The following is a 20,788-nucleotide window of genomic DNA, read 5'->3' on the forward strand; positions in this document are numbered from 1 at the left end:
GCTGCCGAAAAAGAACATCACCCGATGTTCCTCTTTGGTGACCGCTGCACCGAAGTGAATGATTTGTGCGCGCCTTGGATGATTTGAGCGGTAAGAGCGCTATATATCTTTCGGTGATGTTTCAGCCTGAAAACTCGCTCGGCAGAGAGGTCGGGATGCAGGACGTTCGCGTCCGCAGTGCGGCTGCGGTCTCCCTCTGGGCCGTGGTGCTCACCGTCCTGCTGCCGGGGCTGATCCTCCAGTCGGACGGCGTGCGGCTGTCGGTCGCGCTCGCGCTCCAGGGCGTCGTCGTGGCGCACACCGGTGGCGCGCTCGCCCGTGTGCTCACCGCGCCCACGGTGCGGCTGGTCGCCTTCGGCTTCTGGGTCTTCGCCTACATCTGGCTCGGCCTGGCGCCCCTGGCGATGCTCGTCTCCGACACCTACCCGTGGCCCTACCGGGCCCGCGAGGCCAACGCCTTCGAGGCCGTCGCCGTCGTGGAGCTCGGGCTCCTCGCCTACAGCGCCGGCACGGCCCTCGCCGCCCGTCGCCGGCAGACCCGCGCCGGCTCCGCCCCGCCCGGCTTCCTGGAACGACTGCTCTCGCGCCGGATCGCCCCGTGGCGCCTGCTGGCGCTCTGCGGGCTGGCCCTGGCCTTCGCGGTCCTGCTGATCTCCAGCCAACCCGGCCGCCTCGGCGCGTACTTCACCAGCCGTCAGGCCATCACCGAGGCCGGCGCGGCGGCCGACACCCAGGGCGCCTTCCTCCAGGTGCTGCTCAGCTGGTCGCTGTCCGTGCCCGCGTTCTGGGCGCTGCTCGGCCTGCTGCACGTACCGCGGGTGGTGCGCGGCGACCGCTGGCTGCGCGGCCTGCGCTGGCTGCTGCTGCCGGTGTTCCTGGTGCTGAACGCGGTCGTCAACAACCCCATCAGCAAGCCCAGGTTCTGGATCGGCACGGTCCTGCTGACCCTGGTGTTCACCGTGCCCCGGCTGTGCCGGCCCCGGGCCTTCCGGGTCACGGCGGCCGCGCTCATCGCCGCGCTCCTGGTCGTCTTCCCCTACAGCGACTACTTCCGCTACAGCGACCGGGAGGACGTCACCGTCGTCTCCCTCACCGACCAGTTCACCACCAACGGCGACTACGACGCCTTCCAGCAGGTGCAGACCGGGATCGACTACGCGCGGGAGAACGGGTTCTCCCCCCAGGACGCGCTCGGGCCCCCGCTGTTCATGGTGCCGCGCTCCATGTGGCCGGAGAAACCCGAGGACACCGGCATCGCCCTGGCCCGGTACGCGGGCTACGAGTTCCTCAACCTGTCCGCGCCCCTGTGGATCGAGAGCTACCTGTGGGCCGGCCCCTTCGCGGTGGTCGTCGTGTTCTGCCTGCTCGGCGCGGTCGGACGGCGCGCCGACGACGTACGCCACCTGCTGCGTGGCCGGCCGGGCACCCTCGCGGCGCTCCTGGTGCCGGCCTTCGCCTTCTACCAGATGGTCTTCCTGCGCGGCAGCCTGCTCGCCATCGCCGGCCCGCTGACGCTCCTGATGGCCGTCCCGCTGCTCATCAGCACCCGTACCGCCCGGGCATCCCGGTTCCCCTCACCGGCCGCGCAGCCCACACCCATCCGTCACGCATCGATCCCCGGAACAGGAGGGCACCCGTGACCGGCCCCACCCCATTCGACGACCGGTACGACGAGCCGGACCAGCTACGCGACCAACTGCGCCGCATCCTGCGCCACCGAGCCCTGATCGCCCTGGGCATCTGCCTGGGAGCGGTCGGCGGACTCGCCCTCTCCGTGCAGCGCGCCCACACCTACACGGCGACCAGCGAAGTCCTCGTACGCTCCACCACCGACCCCTTCGGCACGGTCGGTGTCTCCGCCGACAACCAGGTCAGCATGAGCACCGAGCAGCGGATCGCCGCCAGCGCCGCCGTCGCCCAGCGCGCGGTGCGCATCCTGGGCCGGCCCGCCGACCAGACCACCGCGTTCGGCGCCCGGGTGCGGGTCACCAACCCGCAGAAGTCCCAGGTGCTGCGCTTCGAGTTCACCTCCGGCGCCGCCCAGCGCGCGGCGCAGGGCGCCAACGCCTTCGCCGAGGCGTACCTCGCCGACCGCAAGAGCCGCAACGACGCCACGGTGCAGCGGGCCACCCACGCCCTGGAGCAGCAGATCGCCGTGCTGAACAAGCGGCTGGCGCAGGACCAGCTGGAGCGGGCGTCGGCCAAGCCCGCCGCGCAGAACCAGCTCTACAACCTCCAAAAGCGCGTCCTGGACATCAAGACCCGGGACACCGACGGCGGTGACGTCGTCCGCCGGGCCTCGGTCCCCACCCTGCCGGTGGGCCCCGGCCTGCGGACCCTGCTCGCCCTCGGGCTGGTGTGCGGACTGCTCCTCGGCATCGTGCTGGCCTGGGTGCGCTCCGCCCTGGACAACCGGGTCCGCTCGGTCGGGGAGGTCCAGGCCGCCCTGCGCGCTCCGGTGCTCGGCATCCTGCCCTCCGACGACGCGGGGGACGAGGCGCTGCTGACGGTCGGCCGCACCGGCAGCCCGCGCACCGAGGCCTACCGGGCCCTGGCGTTCCGGATGCGGCAGCTCGACCGCACGGCCGGCTCCGGCCACGTGCTCGTGGTGGCCCCCCGCACCACCGCCGACGCCGAGGAGGTCGCCGCCAACCTGGGCGCCGCCCTCGCCGAGGACGGCAGCGACGTGCTGCTGGTGGACACCACCCCCGACACCAGCGACCTCGCCACGCGGCTGCCGCTGATGCCGTACCAGGCCCCCACCCTGGAGGAGGCGTTCCTGCCCGCCGGGAGCGTCCTCGTCGACACCGACGTCGTCGGCCGCCTCGCCTTCTCCTCCAGCGCCGGCAGCGGCCGCCGGCACCGGCCGGTCCTCACCGACCACGACGCGTCGACCGTCGTCGTCGCCGGTCCGCTGCTCACGCAGGCCGACGCGCTGGCCGTCGCCCAGCGGGTCGACGGCGTCCTCGTGGTCGCCCACCTCGACCGCACCCGGCGCGAGGACCTCCGGCAGGTGCAGGAGCTGATCGCCTGCTCCGGCGGACGCCTCCTCGGGGCCGTCCTCGACACCGGCCGCCCGGGCCGCCGCCTGCGGGTCCTGCGCCGCCGCCCGAAGTACGGTCACGCGGCGCACGCCGACACCGCGTCCATGGAACTCCCCGTGCAGGACGGCACGCTGAGCGCCTCCCGCCGATGACCGCCCCCGAGACGACCGCCCGCCCCCGCGCCGGGGCGGCCGCCCCCAGCGGGGTGGCCGCCACGGCGCGGGGCGGCTGGTGGGGGATGGCGGGTTCCGTCGCGAACGCCGTCTTCTCGTTCCTCCTCGTCGGCCTGATCACCCGGGCCGTCGGAGCGCAGGGGGCGGGAGCCATCTTCACCGGCGTCGCCCTGTTCACCATCCTCAGCAACGCCTGCAAGCTCGGTGCCGACACCGGGCTCGTGCGCTTCGTGCCGCGCGACCTCGCTGTCGACGGCGGCCGCTCGGTGGACGCGCTGCTGCGCACGGCCGTCCTGCCCGCCACGGTGGCCGCCACCGCGGCCGCCGTCCCGCTGGTGTTCTCCCCGGCGGTGGCCACCACCCTGCTGCCCCATCTGCCGCCCGGGGACGCCGTCGCCCTGGTCCGGCTCTTCGGGCTCTTCCTGCCCGCCGCCACCGTGGGCATGATCCTGCTCGGCGCCACCCGGGGATACGGCACGGTGGTGCCGTTCGTGGGCGTGGAGCAGATCGGCAAGCCGGTGCTGCGGGTGCTGATCGCCGTCCCCGTGGCCTGGTACGCGCCCGGAGTGCTCTCCCTGGCCTCGGCCTGGCTGCTGCCCGCGCTGGCCGGTTCCGCGGCGGCCTGGCTCTCCCTGCGCCGCTGCCGCGCCGGCCGTCCCGCACCGCACCCGGCGGGGGACGGGCCCGTGGCCTGGCGGGCCTTCTGGGGCTTCGCCGCACCCCGCGCCATCTCCTCCGTCTTCGACATCAGCGCCGTCTGGGTCGGCGTCATCCTGCTCTCCGCGCTGGCCACCGCCGCCGAGGCGGGGGTGTACACGGCCATCGGCCGCGTCGTCACCGCGGGCACCCTGGTCCAGCTCGCCGTGCGGCTCGCCGTGGCGCCGGAGCTCAGCCGACTGCTCGCCGTCGGCCGGACCGCCGAGGCACACGACCTGCACCGCGTGTCGACCTGCTGGACCGTGCTGTTCTCCTGGCCGCTGTTCGGTGTCGTCGCCTGCTTCCCCGCGACCGTCCTCGCCGTCTTCGGACCGGAGTTCACCGACGGCGCCCTCGCCCTGGTGCTGCTGTGCGCCGCCGCCATGGTCAACATCGCCGTCGGCAACGCCCAGACCGTGCTGCTCATGGCCGGCCGGAGCTCCTGGCACCTGGCCGTCACCGCGGCGGCGTTCACGGTGCAGCTCGTCATCGGTGTGCTCGCCGTACCGGTCTGGGGAGTGCTCGGCGCCGCGGTGTCCTGGGGCGCGGCCATCGTCGTGGAGAACCTCGCGGCGGCCGTGCTCGTCCGGTGGCGCCTGGGCTTCACGACCGTGGGCGAGGGCTACACCAGGGCGCTCACCGTCTCGTGCGCCGTCGTGACGGTCCTGGCCGCGGTCCGCCGGGCGACTGGTGACACACCGTCAGGACTCGCCGTCGGAATGGCTTTGGGATCGTGTGTATTTGGTACTACTTTGTGGCGGTATCGGACGTCGCTCAGGGTGAGCGACCTGGGCGGAGTGCTGCGTCGCCGCGCCGCATGAGCCCGGACCCGGCCCCCTCGCCCGGGCCCACCCCGCCGGCGTCACCCCCCACACACCACTGCCACCCGGGGTTTCCCTTGCACCTGAGAAAACGCCGTACGAAGCCGGTCGCCAGGGTCGCTGCCACAGCGCTCGTCTGCTGCACCACCGTCCTGCTCGACGCCCCCTTCGCCGCGGCCGCCGACGGCACGCCCGCCTTCTCCGCCGACCCGCTGTCCACCTGGCAGACGGACGGGATCGTCTGGTCGCTGGCCGCCGCGAACGGGGTCGTCTACGTCGGAGGATCCTTCGACACCGTCCGTCCGCCGGGAGCCGCCCCCGGGCAACGGCAGGTCGCCCGCCGCAACTTCGCCGCCTTCGACGCCAAGACCGGCGCCCTCCTGCCCTGTGCGCCCACGTTCACCGGCCACAACCACACCGTGCGCGCCCTGAAGGCCTCCCCCGACGGGCGGGTGCTCTACGTGGGCGGCTCCTTCGACCACGTCGGCTCGACCCGGGTGGCCAACGCCGTCGCCCTGGACACCGCCGGCTGCACCCTGAGCAAGGACTTCCGGCCGTCGGTGTCCGCCACCGTCCGGGCCATCGAGACCACGGCCGACACCGTCTACCTGGGAGGTGACTTCAGCCGGATCGGCGGACAGTCCCGGAACCGGGTCGCCGCCCTCACCACCAAGGGCGCCCTGCAGCCCTTCCAGGCGGACGTCGACCAGTCGGTGCGGGCCCTGTCGGCCGCCACCTCGCACGGCAGGCTGTTCGTCGGCGGCGACTTCGAGTCGGTCAACGGGCGGGCGGCCCGCTCGCTGGTCACGCTGAACCCCGGCAGCGGCAAGACGGTGCTCACCTACCCGGGATGGTTCCCGCCCCAGTCGTCGGTGAAGACGATCGCGCGCTACAACGACCGCTTCTACGTGGGCGCGGAGGGCCACGGTCCCGGCATCTTCGACGGCCGGATCGCGGGCCGTCTCACCAACGGCAGCATGGTGTGGAAGGACACCTGTTTCGGGGCGACCCAGGCCATCCTGCCGTACAAGGGACTCCTCTACAGCGCGTCGCACGCGCACAACTGCAACGAGACGCCCGGCGGGTTCCCGGAGCGCGGCGACCGGCAGCACCTGCTGGTCCAGTCGCTCGAGGACCGCAGGATCCTGCACTGGTTCCCCGACACCAACGACGGGATCGGGGAGCACGTGGGCCCCCGCGCGCTGGCGATCTCGCAGGGCGTGCTGTGGACGGGCGGTGAGTTCACCCGGGTCAACGACGTGCCGCAGCAGGGCCTGACCCGCTTCGGGAGCCGGGACACCGGTGCGCCGGAGGTGCCCGTCCTGGCGGTGTCGGACACCGACCCCGGCAGCGTCACCCTCACCTGGCGCGCCACCTGGGACCGGGACGACGCCTCCCTGACGTACCGCGTCTACCGCGACGGCAAGGCCGTGGCGACGAAGACGCAGGAGTCCACCTACTGGAAGCTGCCGCAGATGACCCACACCGACTCCGTGGCCGGCGGCAGCCACCGGTACACCCTCGAGGTGACGGACGGGACGAACACCTCGGCCAAGTCGAACTCCGTGACCGTGACCGTGCCGTCGAAGGCGGCGGCCAGAACCCAAGGAGCGGGTGACTCCCAGTGACACGCATCGGATTCGCGCCCGGTGTCTACGACCTGTTCCACATCGGGCACCTCAACATCCTGCGCGAGGCGCGCCGGCACTGCGACCGGCTGGTGGCCGGCGTGACCTCCGACGACCTGACCGCGCAGCTCAAGGGCCGGGTGCCGGTCGTCCCGCTGGCCGAGCGCCTGGAGATCGTCCGCAGTGTGCGCTACGTCGACGAGGTCGCCGTGGAGTCGGAGGTCGACAAGCTGAAGACGTGGAAGCGGATCGGCTTCCACGTCATCTTCAAGGGCGACGACTGGCGGGGCACCCCCAAGTGGGAGGAGTTCGAACGGCGCTTCGCGCAGGTGGGCGTCGAGGTCGTGTACTTCCCGTACACCATGCACACCTCCAGCACCCTGCTGCGCGGCGCCCTGGAACTGCTCTCCACCCGCCGGTCGCCGGAGATCCCCTCAGCGCAGCTCCCGGAACCACTTCACGAGGAAGGCGCCCATGAACACAACGTGGGCCAGCAGCAGCGCTCCGTACACCGTGAGGAAGGCCTGCTGGCTCCCCAGGAATAGGAAGGCGACGCAGGTCACGCCGTAGTCGACGGGCAGGAGGAGCACGGACCGCAGCGCGGGGGCCGACCCGGCCGGAGCCGTCCCCGGTGTCCGCCCCTTCAGCTTCTCCGTCAGGATCCCGGCGAAGAAGATCACCACGGCGGCGAGCTGGAAGACCATCGGCGCGAGCAGCAGGAGCGGGCTCGGCAGGGTGAAGAACCGGTAGAGCGACACCAGCACCACCAGATGGAGGGTGACGATCTTGACGCAGTCCAGGACATGGTCGAGCCACTCGCCCGACGGGCTGCCCGAGCGCTGTCCACGCGCCAGCTGACCGTCCGCCGAGTCCAGCGCGAACCCCACGGCCAGGGCCGCGCCGACGCAGACCGCCATCCCCGGCCCGGGCGGCAGCAGCGCCACCGCCGCCAGGGCCGGAAAGGTGAACAGGGCGCTCAGGACGGTCAGCTGATTGGGCGTCGCCCCCACCCGGTAGGCCACCGCGGCCAGGAACCGGCCGGCCGGGCGGTTGACGAACAGGGTGTAGAGCGAGACCCCTTTCGCGGGCTTCTGTGCCGCCGACAGATGCCTGAGAGTCTCGGCAAACTCGGTCATACCCCTCCTTTATTAAGAAAACGGTTGGAAAGAAGGCAATTATGGCAGAACGGGGAGCCGGGATGTCTCGTGTCAGCCGTCGTCAACTTCTGCGTGGCGGGGTGTCGGTGCTCACCGCGACGGCCCTGACCGCGCACAACGCGTCCGCGGCCGTCGGACCGGAACGCGTTCCCGAAGTGCCCCCGGACCCCGCGGTCCCCGGGCGGGGCCGCTCCGCCGCCCGGCTGCCGCTCGTGATCAACGTGGCCGACCTCGGGGCCGTGGGCAACGGGCGGGCCGACGACACCACGGCGTTCGAGATCGCCTACGCGCTCGCGGCCTCCCGCGTCACCCGCGGCGTCGGGCGCACGGTGATCGAGATCCCGGCCGGCGAGTTCCTCATCACCCGTCCGCACGCGCTGCTCAACGGCGTCGCCCCGCTGCGCGCGGCCAACGGCCTGCGCTTCAGCGGGGCGGGCAAACGCATGACCACCCTCGTCTTCCGCCCGGCCCGCGGCCCGGGCTCCTTCCTGTGCCGCAACGAGGACATCTGGTCGAACCTGTCCTTCGAGCGCATGCAGTTCCGCTCGGCCACGCCGGGCGCCTCCTTCTTCGGCTCGTACTCCACCGGCCAGGCGCAGGACTACCGGTTCTCGGAGTGCGAGTGGATGGGGGAGTGGGAGTTCGGGCTCGCCCTGGACGGCACGGACACCAACTCGGAGATGCGCTGGGAGGCGTGCCGCGTCGGCGGCAGCTACCGCAAGGCGTTCCTGTACTCGGGCCTGTCCCGGCGCCGGCAGGCCGACCCCAACGACCAGGACCAGTTCCTCAACTACTGGTTCACCGACATGAAGGTCGAGTACGAGTGGGGCAACTTCCTGGAGTTCCCCTACGGCGGCTCCATCACCTGCCGGGGCGGCTCGTACATCATCACCGGCACACGGCCCCGGCCGACCGAGGAGTACGGCACCACCAGCACCTTCTTCCGCTTCCCCGTCGCCCAGCACCACGACTCGGTGCAGCGGTTCCACGCCCAGGACATCCGGTTCGAGGTGCGCAACCCGGACGTGCGGGTCATCGACTGCGTGTGGAAGAGCGGAACGGTCCACTTCAGCGACTGCGACGACACCGGACTGGCCTTCAAGGACTTCTCCGCCGACGTGATCCCGCACCGCTACACGGTGGGCCCGCGAGGGCCGCTGATCCGCTACGACTCCTGCCAGCTGGTGGGCCGCCACGCGTACCGGACCGAGGCCGCCCCGGACGACATCCCGGCCGTCGCCCGCTACGACATGTGCCTGCTGCGCAGTCACGCGGCGAGCGACTTCGTGGTCACCGAGGGCACCGGACGCGCCGGTTTCGTCAGCCTCGTCGACTGCCTGGACGGATCCGGTGACGACCGCGCGCCCGCGCCGGCCCCGCCCGCCGCCCCGGACCCCCCTGCGAGTCCGCAACCGCCGGCGGGTGTGGCCCCGCCCCCCGGCCAGACGCCCGTGCCCAGTCCGGTCCCGTCCGGCTGACAGGCACCGGGGACCTGCCGGCACCGGGGGCCTGCCGGCACCGGGGGCCTGCCGGGGCCGGGGGCCTGCCGGGGCCGGGACGCCGGCCACGGCAGCCCGGTCAGTCCGTCGAGGCGGGCGCGCCACCCGTCTCCGGGGCGCGGACGAGGGGCCCGGGCAGGTGGCTGAGGATCTCGAAGACGTCGGCCAGGCGCGCCAGCCGCAGAACGCGCAACAGGCCGTCGCTGTCGACGACCAGGCGCAGGCGGCCGTGTCCGGCCAGGATCCGGTTCCTCGCCCGGCACAGCACGTTCAGCCCGCTGCAGTCGATGAAGGACACCGGACGCAGGTCCACCACCAGATCGGGGCGCGGGCGCGAGGTCAGGGCGTCGAGGCGTGCCGAGAGCGGCGACGCCGTGAGGAGATCGATCTCGCCGCGCAGCTCCACCACGGTCGTGCCGCCGACGACACGTTCCGTGTGGTGGTGCGCGGACCCGTCGTGGTGCTCGGACATGCTCCGAGCACACACCGGACGGGCCCCGCGCACCAGGGCCGATCGGCCCTGCCCGCCGCGGCGACCGGGCCCGCCGCGCGGCCCCGCGCCGGGACGGACCCCGGCCCTCTCCTGGTGCGGCCACCGTTCCCGGGTGATGCTGGAGGAGGACGTCGACGGAAGGAGAGGGCATGGCCATGCACGCCCACCTCGGCGACCGGCTGATCGTCGAGAGCCCGGCCACCGGTGCCGTCCGGCGCGACGGGGAGATCGTCGGCCTCCACCACGACGACGGGACACCGCCGTACGACGTGCGCTGGTCGGACACCGGCGACATCACGCTGGTCTTCCCCGGACCGGACGCCCATGTCCACCCCGGCGGCGGCCGGGAGGAGCCGGCGGCGGGCGGACGCGGACCGGAGCCGGCGGACGCCACCGCCGGGACCGTCGCCGATCAGCCCGGTGACATCGGCCGGCGGGTGGCCGCCGCGCGGCGACGGCGGGGCCTGGACCTGGCGGAGACCGCCCGCCGCGCCCACATCTCACCGCGGTACCTCGACTACCTCGAGACACAGGCGTCCGACCCGAGCCTCGGGACCCTCCTGCGGCTGGCCGACGCACTGGGCACCACGCTCTTCGAACTCAAGGGCGGCGGCCGGGACCGGCCACCCGGACAGGGCAGGGCACTGCGCCACCCCCGCCTGCGGGACCTCGACGAGGGGGAGTGCCGGGCCCTGCTCTCGACGCACGGCGTGGGCCGGGTCTCGCTGACCGCACCGGACGGTCCCGCCGTGGTGCCCGTCAACTACGAGGTGGTCGACGAGGCCATCGCCTTCCGCACCGCGCCCGGCGCCGTCCCCGCCGCGGCGGTCGGTCACGAGGTGGCCTTCGAGGTCGACCGCGTCGACGACGCCATGAGCCAGGGCTGGAGCGTCCTGGCCGTGGGCCGGGCCCGGGCCGTCACCGACCCCGACGCGGTACGCCGGCTCGACCAGCGGGCGCACACCGAGCCCTGGGCGGGAGGCCCGCGCACGCTGTGGGTGGTACTGGACATCGACCGCTTGTCGGGACGCCGCATCACCCCGGCCGACGACGACTGAGCGCTTTCGGCCTCGGCGTGCCGTGGACACGCGGTGGGCTCACCCGGCGCCCCCTCGCCCGCATCCCGCCGGACAGACAGGTCCGTCTCGACGTCGGCGAGCCCCTCGACGGCGCGCAGCGCCAGGCGTGCGGCGGCGGGCACCGGGGCGGTGTGTCCCGCAGGTGGCCGCTGAGGGGGACGACGCCGTCACCGACCTCCACCCGGACGGGTTCCAAGGGGGCGGGGAGCCGCGGCGGCGGGCGGGGGACCGAGGGCCGCTCACACCGGGCTCCCGCTGCCGTACGGCGCGTACAGGTCCAGCAGGCGGATGCGGGAGGCGTGCAGCCGGTGGGCCACGACCTGGCCCACCCAGGCCGCGATCGCCCGGCCGAGGCCGGGGTCCTGCGCGCACATGGCCCGTACGGCCTCCGCGTCGAACTCCCAGGCCCGCACCGGGCTGAGCGCCTCGGCCCCCAGCTGCCACCGGTACGGCGGGAAGTGCCAGGACCAGCCGACCGGTTCGCCGTGGCCCAGCGACTCGACGGTGACGGCGCGGCGGCCGGGCACGTGCAGGTCGAGGACGACGGTTCCGGTCCGGACGATCCAGAACCGGTCGGCCCGCCGGCCTTCCTCGAACAGACGCTCCCCGGACGCGAAGGAGACCTCGCGGGCGACGCGCATCAGCCGTTCGCGGTGCTCGGCCGGCAGGGCCGTGGACAGGGTGGTGGTCACGGTTCCGTCTCCTTCTGCTGCTCGCGCCGCGGCCGGCGGCCGGCGGGTCCGCCGTGCGCCCTCGGACGGCTGTTCGGTCCCTGATACCAGCCTGTTCCGCCACGGCGCGCGACACGACGGGCCGTCCGGTCCCTGCCAGGGGCCCTTCGGCCCCCTCGGGTTCCACCGGCTGTCGGCGTACGGATGCTCGCCGCGCTACCACGGCACGGGGGCGTGCGGCTGCCCGGCCGGACCGACGCCGTGGAGCCGGACGGACGCGCCGGCTGCCGCTTCCCGGCCGGCGCCCGTGTGCGGATGCGGGTCACGGTGACCGAAGCTGGCTACAGGGGGCATTTCCGGCGAGCCGGAGTCCGAAGGAGGAACGGTCATGAAGGGATTCGTTTTCCACGGCACGGGACAGTCCGCCTGGGAGGAGATCCCGGACCCCGACATCAACGAACCCACCGACGCCGTGGTGCGGGTCGACGCCGTCACCATCTGCGGCACGGACCTGCACATCCTCAAGGGCGACGTGCCGGAGCTGCGCCCGGGGACCGTGCTGGGCCATGAAGCGGTCGGGGAGATCGTCGAGACCGGCGGCGACGTGCGCACCGTACGGCCCGGGGACCGGGTGCTGGTCTCCTGCATCACCGCCTGCGGCCGCTGCCGCTTCTGCCGGGAGGGGACGTACGGCCAGTGCCGGGGCGGCGGGGGCTGGATCCTGGGCCACCGGATCGACGGCACACAGGCCGAGTACGTGCGCGTACCGTACGCCGACCTGTCCGTGCATCCGCTGCCCGGCGGGCTGCGGGCAGAGGACGCCGTGCTGTTCGCCGACATCTTCCCGACCGCCTACGAGGTGGGTGTGCTGAACGGGGGCGTCCGGCCCGGGGACACCGTCGCCGTCGTCGGGGCCGGACCGATCGGACTCGCCGCGATCCGCACCGCACGGCTGTACACACCGGAACGGATCATCGCCGTGGACCTCGCCGACTCCCGGCTCGACGCCGCCAGGCGCCTCGGTGCCGACGCCGTCGTGGCCGTCCGCGACGACCCGGAGCAGCTCGTCGACGACCTCACCGGCGGTCTGGGCGCCGACGTGGTCGTCGAGGCGGTGGGACTGCCGGAGAGCTTCGAGACGTGCACGCGCATGGTGCGGCCCGGGGGCCGGGTGGCCAATGTGGGCGTCCACGGCAGGCCCGCCACCCTGCACCTCGAAGACCTGTGGACCAAGAACGTGACGATCACGACCGGGCTCGTCGACACGTTCTCGACGCCCACCCTGCTGCGGATGGCGGCCTCCGGCCGGCTGCCCACGTCGGAGCTGGTCACCCACACCTTCCCGCTGGACCGGATGGAGGAGGCCTACGACGTCTTCGCCCGTGCCGCCGAGACCGGCGCCCTCAAGGTGGTGCTGGGCGGGGAACGGCACGACGTGCTGGCCGTTCCGGCGGCCTGACCACCGGGCCGCGGTGCCCCGCTCCAGCTCGCGGGCGCCCTCCGGACCACGGTGACGGCGGCGCTCACCCCCGGCCGGCGGGACCGCCCCGACGGCTCGTCCTGGAGCCGGGCGGACACCGGAGCGTACGCGTCCGGCGCCGCCCGGCCGGGCGGAGCACCTTCACGGCACCTTCAGCGCACCACGCTGAGCGACAGCGCGAAGCGCCCCGCGCCGTCCGTCCACCAGTGGGTCAGCTCCAGCCCCGCGGCCAGCAGTTCGGCCCGCACTCCCTCCTTCCGGAACTTGGCCGACACCTCGGTGCGCAGTTCCTCGCCCGCCGCGAAGTCGACGGCGAGGTCGAGCGCGGGAATCTTGACGGTCTGCGCGGTACGGGCCCGCAGCCGCATCTCGATCCACTCGTTCCCGGCGTCCCAGAGGGCGACGTGGTCGAAGGCGTCGGGGTCGAAGTCGGCGCCCAGTTCGCGGTTGACCACGGCCAGGACGTTCTTGTTGAACGCGGCCGTCACCCCGGCCGCGTCGTCGTAGGCGCGCACCAGCACCCGCTCGTCCTTCACCAGGTCGGTGCCGAGCAGCAGCGCGTCCCCCGGCGCCAGCAGGGCGCGGACCGAGGCGAGGAAGGTCTCCCGTTCGCCGGGCGGCAGGTTGCCGATGGTGCCGCCGAGGAACGCCAGCAGACGCGGGCCCGGTGTGGCGGGCAGCGTCAGCGGGGCGGTGAAGTCGGCGATGAGCGCGTGCACGCCGAGGCCGGGCCGCTCGGCGATCAGGGCGTGTCCGGCCTGCCCGAGGGCGCTCTCGCTGACGTCGACGGGCACGTACGTGTGCAGGCCGTCCAGCGCGGCGATCAGATGGCGGGTCTTCTCCGAGGAGCCCGAGCCCAGTTCGACGAGGGTGCGGGCGCCGGCCGCCGCGGCGATCTCGGCCGAGCGGTCGACGAGGATCTCGCGCTCGGCCCGCGTCGGGTAGTACTCGGGCAACTCGGTGATCCGCTCGAACAGTTCGCTGCCGCGCGCGTCGTAGAACCACTTCGGCGGCAGGGTCTTCGGGGTGGCGGTGAGGCCGTCGCGGACGTCGGCGCGCAGCGCGGCGTCGGTGGCGTCCTCGGGGAGGGTGCGGGTGATCTGGAACGGGCTCACGGGCAGGTCTCCTCCGGTGATGGGGGTCCCCCCGGTCGAGCGGAGCCGGGGGTGGGGGAGGGTGCCGCGTCCGTGTCCGGGTCCTTGAGCGGGGTGAGGAGGACCTCGGTGCGGCTCGCGGTGAGCAGGGTGCGGTCGGGGACCTCCTGCCAGCGGGGGTCGTCGTCGTGGGGCTCGGAGGCCACGACCGCGCGGCCGGGCCCGGCCAGGTACCAGAGGCTGTCGCCCCAGGCCGTGGCGGTGATCGTCGTGCCGTTGGTGAGCAGCAGGTTGAGGCGGGAGCCGGGGGCCGCCGCGGCGACCTCCTGCACGGTGTCCGCGAGCGCCTGCCCCTCGGTGTCCCCGGCGCGCAGCCGGGCGAGGACCAGCGCCCACACGAACGCCGAGTCGTTGCGCGCCTCCATCGACAGCACGTCGGCCGCGGACAGGCCCCGGGCCAGGGGTGTGAGGGAGCCGGGCCATCCCGGGACCGCCCCGTTGTGGCTGAACAGCCACGGCCCCGCGGCGAACGGCGCCGCCGCGGCCTCCGCGTCCGCCCCGGCCAGCGTCGCGTCCCGGACGGCGGCCAGCAGCGCGCCGGAGCGCACGACGCGGGCCAGGTCGGCGAAGGACAGGTCCGCCCAGATGGGGCCGGCCCGGCGGTAGCGGGCCGGCGCCGGATCGCCCTCGGCGTACCAGCCGACCCCGAACCCGTCGGCGTTGACGGTGCCGTGGCGCTGCCGCCGGGGCGCCCACGACTGGCGGTACAGGGCGTGCGGGGGCTCCACGAGGAGCCGGCCCAGCGGCTCCACGGGACCCACGCACGCCACGTGACGGCACATCAGACGCCCCCCGACCGGGCGGTGCGGAAGCCGGAGAATATCTGCCGCCGGACCGGGTGGTCCCAGTTGCGGAAGGTGCCCCGGCAGGCCACCGGGTCCACCGCGAACGAACCGCCGCGCAGCACCTTGTGGTCGGACCCGAAGAACACCTCCGAGTACTCCTTGTACGGGAACGCCCGGAAGCCCGGGTAGGGCAGGAAGTCGCTCGCGGTCCACTCCCACACGTCGCCGATCAGCTGCCGCACCCCGAGCGGCGACGCGCCGGCCGGGTAGCTGCCGGCGGGGGCCGGACGCAGGTGCCGCTGGCCCAGGTTGGCGTGCTCGGGCGCGGGGTCGGCGTCGCCCCACGGGTAGCGCGTCGAGCGGCCGGTCGCCGGGTCGTGGCGGGCCGCCTTCTCCCACTCGGCCTCGGTGGGCAGCCGCCGCCCCGCCCAGCGGGCGTAGGCGTCGGCCTCGTACCAGCACACGTGCAGCACCGGCTCGTCGGGCGGTACGGCCTCGGTGACGCCGAAGCGGCGGCGCAGCCACTGCCTGCCGTCACGGCGCCAGAACAGCGGGGCCCTCAGGGAGTGCCGGCGCACGTGCGCCCAGCCCTCCCGGGTCCACCAGCGTGCGTCGTCGTACCCGCCGTCGTCGATGAACGCCTGGTAGGCGGCGTTCGTCACCGGGACGGTGTCGATGAAGAAGGGCGCGACCTCACGGGCGTGGGCCGGGCGCTCGTTGTCCAGCGCCCAGGGCTCCTCGGACGTGCCCATGGTGAACGGGCCGCCGGGGACGAGGACTTCGGACGGGCCGGTGAACAGCGGGACCGGGTCCGGGTCGGGGGCGGTGAGGGCCTGCGGACCCCTGCGCAGCTGATGGGTGATCAGCATGGTCTCGTCGTGCTGCTGTTCGTGCTGGGCGATCATGCCGAAGGCGAACCCGGCCTCCGTCAGCCGGGTGCCGTGGAAGTCGGCCGACTCCAGGACGTCCAGGGCCCGCCCCCGTACCTCCGCCGCGTACCGGCGGGCCTCCTCGGGCGGCAGCAGCGGGAGCGAGGGCCGTTCGGCACGCGGGTGCTCGAACGCGTCGTACAGGCCGTCGATCTCGGGGCGCATCGCCTCGCGGCCGGCCACCGCGCGCAGGAGCCACATCTCCTCCTGGTTGCCGATGTGCGCGAGGTCCCACACCAGCGGGGACATCAGCGGGGAGTGCTGGGCGGTGAGGTCGGGGTCCTCGACGCAACTGGTCAGGAGCGTGGTGCGGGCACGGGCCGCGGTGAGTGAGGCGAGCGCCCGGTCGCGGAGCGCGTCGGCGTCGTGGACGGGATCGTGGCCGGTCCCGTCCAGGGCGGTGTCGGTCATGAGCGGTTGTCCTTCCCGTGCGCGGTGGGGGCTCCCCCGGCCGGGCGGAGCCCGGACGCGGCGAGGTCGGTGCCGCGCAGGCGGTCCATCAGGTCGTCGGCGGGGCAGCGGCCCGGCAGGACGTAGCGGTCGCGGAAGACGGTGACGGCCTCCGTGACGGCGGTGGTCGCGCCGATCCGGGGCAGGGCCTCCAGGGCCGCCGCGAAGCAGGCCAGGGCCGCCTCGTGCAGCTCGGGGTCGGTCAGCCCGGAGCGGGCCGCGTCGCGCCACAGCGGATTGTCCGGGGCGGGCCGGGACAGCGTCCGTTCCGCCAGCGGCTTGACCGTGCGGTAGGCGCTCTCGGCGGCCTGGGGGTCGTCGAACAGCGCCGTCGTCACGGCGACCGGCACGATCCAGCCGTGGTCGCCGGGCTGCGCGTCGATCATGCGCAGCTCCAGGTGGCCGCGCGGTCTGACCGGCGGGAACAGCGTGGAGACGTGGTAGTCGAGGTCCGCCCGGGTGGGCGACCCGGTCCGGGTCCACTCCCGGAACGTCATCCCGTCGGGCACCTCCCACGGCCCGTCCTCGCGCCGTACGCACATCACCGGCGCGTCCAGGACGTGCCGGGCCCAGGCCCCGCGCGGCTCGGTGTCCGGGGCGGGGGCGCCCGCGCGGCCGGCGCCGATCTCCGTCCACAGCAGCTGCCGGGTGGAGTGCCAGCCGGTCGGGGTGCCCCGGAGCGCCGGGGAGTTGGCGAAGGCGGCGACGAGGACCGCGCCCAGGGTGTGCGCCAGCCACCAGCGCCGCCCGAGCCCCAGCGGGCCGGGCTCCTCGTACCCGGCGTCCAGGCAGACCTGCACGGAGGCCGAGGTGCACATCATGGCCCGCCCGGCCGGACCGGTCCGGTCGAGGTACGCCTCCATGGCGTCGTAGCGGGGTTCGCGCAGGAACCGGCGGGGCGGGTGCCAGGGGTCGGTTCCGAGCCCGGAGAGGCCGAGCCCCGCCTCGCGCAGGACCGCGCGGACGGCGTCCAGGTCGGCGGAGAGGGTGTCGACGCACTCCATCAGGGAGGCGGCGGGCGGCGAGCTGAGCTCCAGCTGGCCACCGGGTTCGACCGTGAGGGCCGACCTCAGGGGGACGTTGTTCAGGGCGGCGTAGGCCGCCTCGAGTCGTTCGGGTGTCACGGGGAGCTGCGGCGCGCGCAGCTCGTGGACGAGCCACTCCAGTTCGGCCCCCACGGTGCGCGGCGGGCCGGTCTTGAAGCAGATGCCCCTGACCAGGGCCTCCACCTCGGCTTCGGTGAGGGCGGTACGGGGGTCCGTACAGCCACCCGCGGACGGATCGCTTGATGTGTCGGACATGTCGGGATCCTCCTGAGATTCCACCATGTCACCGGTCCGGCGTCGGTGGGGCCGGACCGGCATCGTTCGTCCCACCCAAGCCTCTCTGCCGGATTCACACAAGGGTGCACAACGGCACGTTCGGGACCGGGAAGCGCCGATTCCGCGCCGCAGGCGCAGCGGGGAAACTCTGTTGCGCCGCACGACCAGCATCGCTCACGATGCGTTCATGAGCACGACGGGGGAGTCGCACCCGCGGACGACGGGCGCGACGCACGGCACGGGGGAGGCCGCACGGCGCGGGCTCACGGCGCCCACGGGGGTGGCGCCGTGAGCGCGCGCCTGCGCGGTGTCGCCCGCGAGAACGAGCGGATCGTCGCGGCGGGCGGGTACCGCGCGCCGGACGGGCGCGAGGTGTCCCTGGCGGCGGCGATCGCCGCGGCCCGCGCCGGGACGCGGATGCTGGGACCGGACCCGGTCCCGGTGCCCGGCGTCCCAGGCGTGGACCCGTTCGTCGAGGTCACCGGCGAGAGCAGCACCGAGGCGGCCCGCCGGCTCGCGCCGGACGGCCCGGTCGCGGTGCTGAACTTCGCCTCCGCCCGGAACCCCGGCGGCGGCTACCTCAACGGCGCCCAGGCGCAGGAGGAGGCCCTGTGCCGGGCCTCCGCGCTGTACACCTGCCTGGTCGAGGCCCGCGCGTTCTACGACCACCACCGCGCCCACCGGGACCCGTTCTACTCCGACCGGGTGATCCACGCGCCGGCCGTTCCCGTCTTCCGCGACGACCGCGGCCGGTTGCTCGGCGAGCCGTTCGCCGCCGGCTTCCTGACGGCGGCCGCGCCGAACGCCGGGGTGGTGCTGCGGACGGCGCCGGAGCGCGCCGCCGAGCTGCCGCGCGCCCTTGCCGTGCGCGCCGAGCGCGTGCTGGAGGCGGCCGCCGCGCACGGCTACCGGCGGCTGGTGCTGGGCGCCTGGGGCTGCGGGGTGTTCCGCAACGACCCCGCGCAGGTGGCGGGGGCGTTCCGGGCGCTGCTGGGGCCCGGCGGGCGGTTCGCCCGGACGTTCGCACACGTGGTGTTCGGCGTGCTGGACCGGACTCCGGACGCCGCCGTGCGCGGTGCCTTCGCGGGGGCCTTTCAGGTCCAGCCGTAGCGTTCGTGCAGCCGGTGCCGGACCAGGTTGAACCGCATCCGGTCCAGGGCGCAGGCCTCCCGGCGCATACCGTCCTCGTGCAGCCGCAGCACCCGGTCGACGTCCACCCAGGAGTCCCGTCCGGACCGGTCCCAGGGCCCGCTGCCGATCGGCACCCAGTCGCGGCTGCCGTCGTGCCGCTTGCTGGACAGCTGGACGGCCAGGAAGGTCCCGGCCGCCTCCCGGGCGACGACGAGCACCGGGCGGTCCTTGCCCCGCCCGTCGTTCTCCTCGAAGGGCACCCAGGTCCAGACGATCTCACCGGGATCGGGGTCCCCGTCGTGCGCGGGGGAGTACTCCGTGCGCACCCGGCCGATCTCACGGGGGTCGGCCTCGACGGTCGCGGAGGGGCCGAAGCGGCCCGGGACGTTCTCTTCGGTAGACGCGGTCACGGTGGCACCTTAAGCGGCGGTCCGTTCCGGTCCGTGACCAGGTGGGATCTCGATCCCCGGCTTGCGGTGACGGACCCGGCCGGTGAGGGGGCGTCACGGCCGGTGAGACGCACGCCGCCCGTGCTCATCCGGCCGTCGTCACCCGCTCCGGCTCCGGCTGCGGCGGCCACAGCTCGTGCCAGCGCAGCTCCGCCTCCAACTGCGCGGCGAGGGACAGCAGCAGCGGCTCGCTGTGCGCCGGGCCCAGCAACTGCGCCCCCACCGGCAGGCCGCCGGGCGCGAACCCCGCGGGCACGTTCACACCGGGCCACCCGAGGACGTTCCACGGCCAGGCGTACGGGCACGCGGCGATCATCGCCCGGTCGGTGGCGAGCCCGCCGAGGTCCAGCATGGCCCCGATCCGGGGCGGGGGAGCGGCCGTGGTCGGCGCGAGGACCACGTCGTACGTCCCGAAGAACGCGCCGATACGGCGGTGCAGGGCCGCCTCCGCGCGCCGGGCCGCCCGCAGCGGGGCCCCGCCCAGGAGCCGGCCCAGCCGGGCGGCGCCGTGGGTGCGCCGGTCGAGCAGCGCGGGGAAGGGCGCCTCGGCGACCCACTCGGCGATACCGGCGGTCGCCCGGGGCACGAACGTCAGCCCGATCCGCCCGTACGGCGGGCCGGCCTCCTCGACGGTGTGCCCGAGACCGGCCAGCCGGTCGGCGAGCTCGACGACCCGGGCGCGCACCTCGGGCCGCAGCCGGGCGCGGACGGCGGTGAACGGGGGCTTCAGGGCGAGCGCGATCCGCAGCCGGCCGGGGTCGCGGCCGACGGCGGCCGAGGCGTCGACGGCGGGCGGCCGGTGGGGATCCAGCGCGTGGTTGCCGCTCGCCGCGTCCAGCAGCAGGGCCGCGTCGGCCACCGTGCGGGCGAGCGTGCCGTTGACGGTGATGCCCTGGAAGGACTCGCCGCGCGGCCAGGTCGAGATGCGGCCGCGCTGCGGCTTGACGCCGATGAGGTGGGTCCAGGAGGCCGGGATGCGCACCGAACCGGCACCGTCGGAGCCGAGCGCCGCCGGCACCAGACCCGCCGCGACCGCGGCCGCCGAGCCGCCGGAGGAGCCGCCGGGGGTGTGGTCCGTGCTCCAGGGGTTGCGGGTCGCGCCGAAGGCCGGGCCCTCGGTGAACGGCCACTGGCCGAGTTCGCAGGTGTTGGTCTTGCCGACGATCACGGCGCCGGCCGCGCGCAGCCTGCGGACGGCCTCGCCGTCCTCGGCGGCCACCGGGTGGGTGCCCCGGCAGCCGAAGGAGGTCGGCTCGCCCGCGACGTCCATGTCGTCCTTGACGGCGACCGGCACGCCCAGCAGCGGCCTGCGCGCTCCGGCGGCCAGCTCCCGGTCCGCCGCGTCGGCCTCGGCGAGCGCGGCCTCGGTCCGTACGACGCGGAAGGCGTTGAGGACGTCCTGGGTCGCCTCGATCCGCGCCAGGGCCTGTTCGACCAGGTCACGGGAGGACACCTCCCCGTCGGCCAGCGCACGGGCGGTGTCCTTGAGGCCGGCGGAACGGTCGAGCGTCATGCGGGACACCTCCGTGAGCACGTCGTCTACCGAACGGTAACGTCTGGCGGGGGCCTACGGAACGACCCTCGGGCGGTGGCGGGTCCGGTGGCGGGTCCGGTGGCGGGCTGCCCGTGGGGAGTGGCCGGTTCGGGTGGCGGGGTGTCCGCGAGTGGTGCCGGTTCGGGTGGCGGGGTGTCCGCGAGTGGTGCCGGTTCGGGTGGCGGGGTGTCCGCGAGTGGTGCCGGGCCGGTGGCGGGGTGGTCGTCGGACGGTGGCGGGACGGGTCTTTCGTGGGACGCCCGCGCCTTCCTGCCGTGGGGCGCCCGCGTGTT

General features: G+C 74.2%; 17 protein-coding genes and 1 pseudogene. 9 read left to right on the forward strand and 9 right to left on the reverse strand.

Annotation, left to right across the window (positions count from 1 at the left end; translation table 11 throughout):
* Window positions 1-116: 116 nt before the first annotated feature.
* The 5 genes and pseudogenes from ACFV9M_RS02950 to ACFV9M_RS02970 all read left to right on the forward strand — a co-directional run.
* Complete coding sequence (locus ACFV9M_RS02950; RefSeq protein WP_385102319.1) at window positions 117-1,640, forward strand: hypothetical protein; 1,524 nt, start codon at window positions 117-119, stop codon at window positions 1,638-1,640.
* On the forward strand, window positions 1,637-3,196 hold the full coding sequence (locus tag ACFV9M_RS02955) for a hypothetical protein (protein ID WP_385079632.1): 1,560 nt from the start codon (window positions 1,637-1,639) through the stop codon (window positions 3,194-3,196). Before ACFV9M_RS02950 ends, ACFV9M_RS02955 begins: the two co-directional genes overlap by 4 nt.
* Window positions 3,193-4,734, forward strand: a complete 1,542-nt coding sequence (locus ACFV9M_RS02960; protein WP_385102322.1) for a lipopolysaccharide biosynthesis protein — start codon at window positions 3,193-3,195, stop codon at window positions 4,732-4,734. Before ACFV9M_RS02955 ends, ACFV9M_RS02960 begins: the two co-directional genes overlap by 4 nt.
* A gap of 77 nt (window positions 4,735-4,811) precedes the next feature.
* Window positions 4,812-6,362 carry a fibronectin type III domain-containing protein gene (locus ACFV9M_RS02965; protein WP_385077120.1) on the forward strand — a complete coding sequence of 517 codons (1,551 nt, stop codon included), beginning with the start codon at window positions 4,812-4,814 and terminating at the stop codon, window positions 6,360-6,362.
* A pseudogene (locus tag ACFV9M_RS02970) lies at window positions 6,359-6,778 on the forward strand (adenylyltransferase/cytidyltransferase family protein); the annotation flags it as partial. The gene ACFV9M_RS02965 and the pseudogene ACFV9M_RS02970, both read left to right, overlap by 4 nt.
* An 18-nt stretch (window positions 6,779-6,796) precedes the next feature.
* On the opposite strand, the gene ACFV9M_RS02975 reads toward ACFV9M_RS02970, so the two are convergent.
* Window positions 6,797-7,498, reverse strand: a complete 702-nt coding sequence (locus ACFV9M_RS02975; protein WP_385077117.1) for a CDP-alcohol phosphatidyltransferase family protein — start codon at window positions 7,496-7,498, stop codon at window positions 6,797-6,799.
* Between the two features lie 62 nt (window positions 7,499-7,560).
* Between ACFV9M_RS02975 and ACFV9M_RS02980 the strand changes: the two genes are divergently transcribed.
* Window positions 7,561-8,997: a hypothetical protein gene (locus ACFV9M_RS02980; RefSeq protein ID WP_385077115.1), complete on the forward strand. Its 1,437-nt coding sequence runs from the start codon at window positions 7,561-7,563 to the stop codon at window positions 8,995-8,997.
* A gap of 100 nt (window positions 8,998-9,097) precedes the next feature.
* Here ACFV9M_RS02980 and ACFV9M_RS02985 read toward each other — a convergent pair whose 3' ends face one another.
* On the reverse strand, window positions 9,098-9,490 hold the full coding sequence (locus tag ACFV9M_RS02985; RefSeq protein ID WP_385077112.1) for an STAS domain-containing protein: 393 nt from the start codon (window positions 9,488-9,490) through the stop codon (window positions 9,098-9,100).
* Window positions 9,491-9,666: 176 nt separating this feature from the next.
* On the opposite strand from ACFV9M_RS02985, the gene ACFV9M_RS02990 reads away from it, so the two are divergent.
* Window positions 9,667-10,569 (forward strand): pyridoxamine 5'-phosphate oxidase family protein, encoded by a 903-nt coding sequence (locus tag ACFV9M_RS02990; RefSeq protein ID WP_385077127.1) that lies wholly within the window; start codon window positions 9,667-9,669, stop codon window positions 10,567-10,569.
* Between the two features lie 260 nt (window positions 10,570-10,829).
* On the opposite strand, the gene ACFV9M_RS02995 is transcribed toward ACFV9M_RS02990, so the two are convergent.
* Window positions 10,830-11,231, reverse strand: a complete 402-nt coding sequence (locus ACFV9M_RS02995; protein WP_385077125.1) for a Crp/Fnr family transcriptional regulator — start codon at window positions 11,229-11,231, stop codon at window positions 10,830-10,832.
* Between the two features lie 418 nt (window positions 11,232-11,649).
* Here ACFV9M_RS02995 and ACFV9M_RS03000 point away from each other — a divergent pair, with 418 nt between their 5' ends.
* Window positions 11,650-12,720 carry a zinc-dependent alcohol dehydrogenase family protein gene (locus ACFV9M_RS03000; protein WP_385077109.1) on the forward strand — a complete coding sequence of 357 codons (1,071 nt, stop codon included), beginning with the start codon at window positions 11,650-11,652 and terminating at the stop codon, window positions 12,718-12,720.
* Window positions 12,721-12,893: 173 nt separating this feature from the next.
* Here the strand turns inward: ACFV9M_RS03000 and egtD are convergent, their stop codons facing one another.
* Genes egtD through egtA form a run of 4 tightly spaced genes read right to left on the reverse strand, consistent with a single transcriptional unit; the run spans window position 12,894 to window position 17,360 of the window.
* Window positions 12,894-13,856 (reverse strand): L-histidine N(alpha)-methyltransferase, encoded by a 963-nt coding sequence (gene egtD, locus ACFV9M_RS03005; protein WP_385077106.1) that lies wholly within the window; start codon window positions 13,854-13,856, stop codon window positions 12,894-12,896.
* Complete coding sequence (gene egtC / locus ACFV9M_RS03010) at window positions 13,853-14,677, reverse strand: ergothioneine biosynthesis protein EgtC (RefSeq protein ID WP_385077104.1); 825 nt, start codon at window positions 14,675-14,677, stop codon at window positions 13,853-13,855. Before egtC ends, egtD begins: the two co-directional genes overlap by 4 nt.
* Window positions 14,677-16,020, reverse strand: a complete 1,344-nt coding sequence (egtB, locus tag ACFV9M_RS03015; protein ID WP_385077101.1) for an ergothioneine biosynthesis protein EgtB — start codon at window positions 16,018-16,020, stop codon at window positions 14,677-14,679. Before egtB ends, egtC begins: the two co-directional genes overlap by 1 nt.
* Window positions 16,017-17,360: an ergothioneine biosynthesis glutamate--cysteine ligase EgtA gene (egtA, locus tag ACFV9M_RS03020; RefSeq protein WP_385077099.1), complete on the reverse strand. Its 1,344-nt coding sequence runs from the start codon at window positions 17,358-17,360 to the stop codon at window positions 16,017-16,019. The genes egtB and egtA overlap by 4 nt, the downstream gene beginning before the upstream one ends.
* A gap of 309 nt (window positions 17,361-17,669) precedes the next feature.
* Between egtA and ACFV9M_RS03025 the strand changes: the two genes are divergently transcribed.
* Window positions 17,670-18,491: a TIGR02452 family protein gene (locus ACFV9M_RS03025; RefSeq protein WP_385077096.1), complete on the forward strand. Its 822-nt coding sequence runs from the start codon at window positions 17,670-17,672 to the stop codon at window positions 18,489-18,491.
* Here ACFV9M_RS03025 and ACFV9M_RS03030 read toward each other — a convergent pair.
* Both ACFV9M_RS03030 and ACFV9M_RS03035 read right to left on the reverse strand, forming a co-directional pair.
* On the reverse strand, window positions 18,476-18,922 hold the full coding sequence (locus tag ACFV9M_RS03030) for a type II toxin-antitoxin system PemK/MazF family toxin (RefSeq protein ID WP_385077093.1): 447 nt from the start codon (window positions 18,920-18,922) through the stop codon (window positions 18,476-18,478). The two genes, ACFV9M_RS03025 and ACFV9M_RS03030, sit on opposite strands and share 16 nt — an antisense overlap.
* Before the next feature lie 124 nt (window positions 18,923-19,046).
* Window positions 19,047-20,474: an amidase gene (locus ACFV9M_RS03035; RefSeq protein ID WP_385077090.1), complete on the reverse strand. Its 1,428-nt coding sequence runs from the start codon at window positions 20,472-20,474 to the stop codon at window positions 19,047-19,049.
* Between the last annotated feature and the right edge of the window lie 314 nt (window positions 20,475-20,788).

The sequence above is a fragment of the Streptomyces sp. NPDC059895 genome, from assembly GCF_042731035.1.
In the GTDB taxonomy this organism is placed as follows: domain Bacteria; phylum Actinomycetota; class Actinomycetes; order Streptomycetales; family Streptomycetaceae; genus Streptomyces.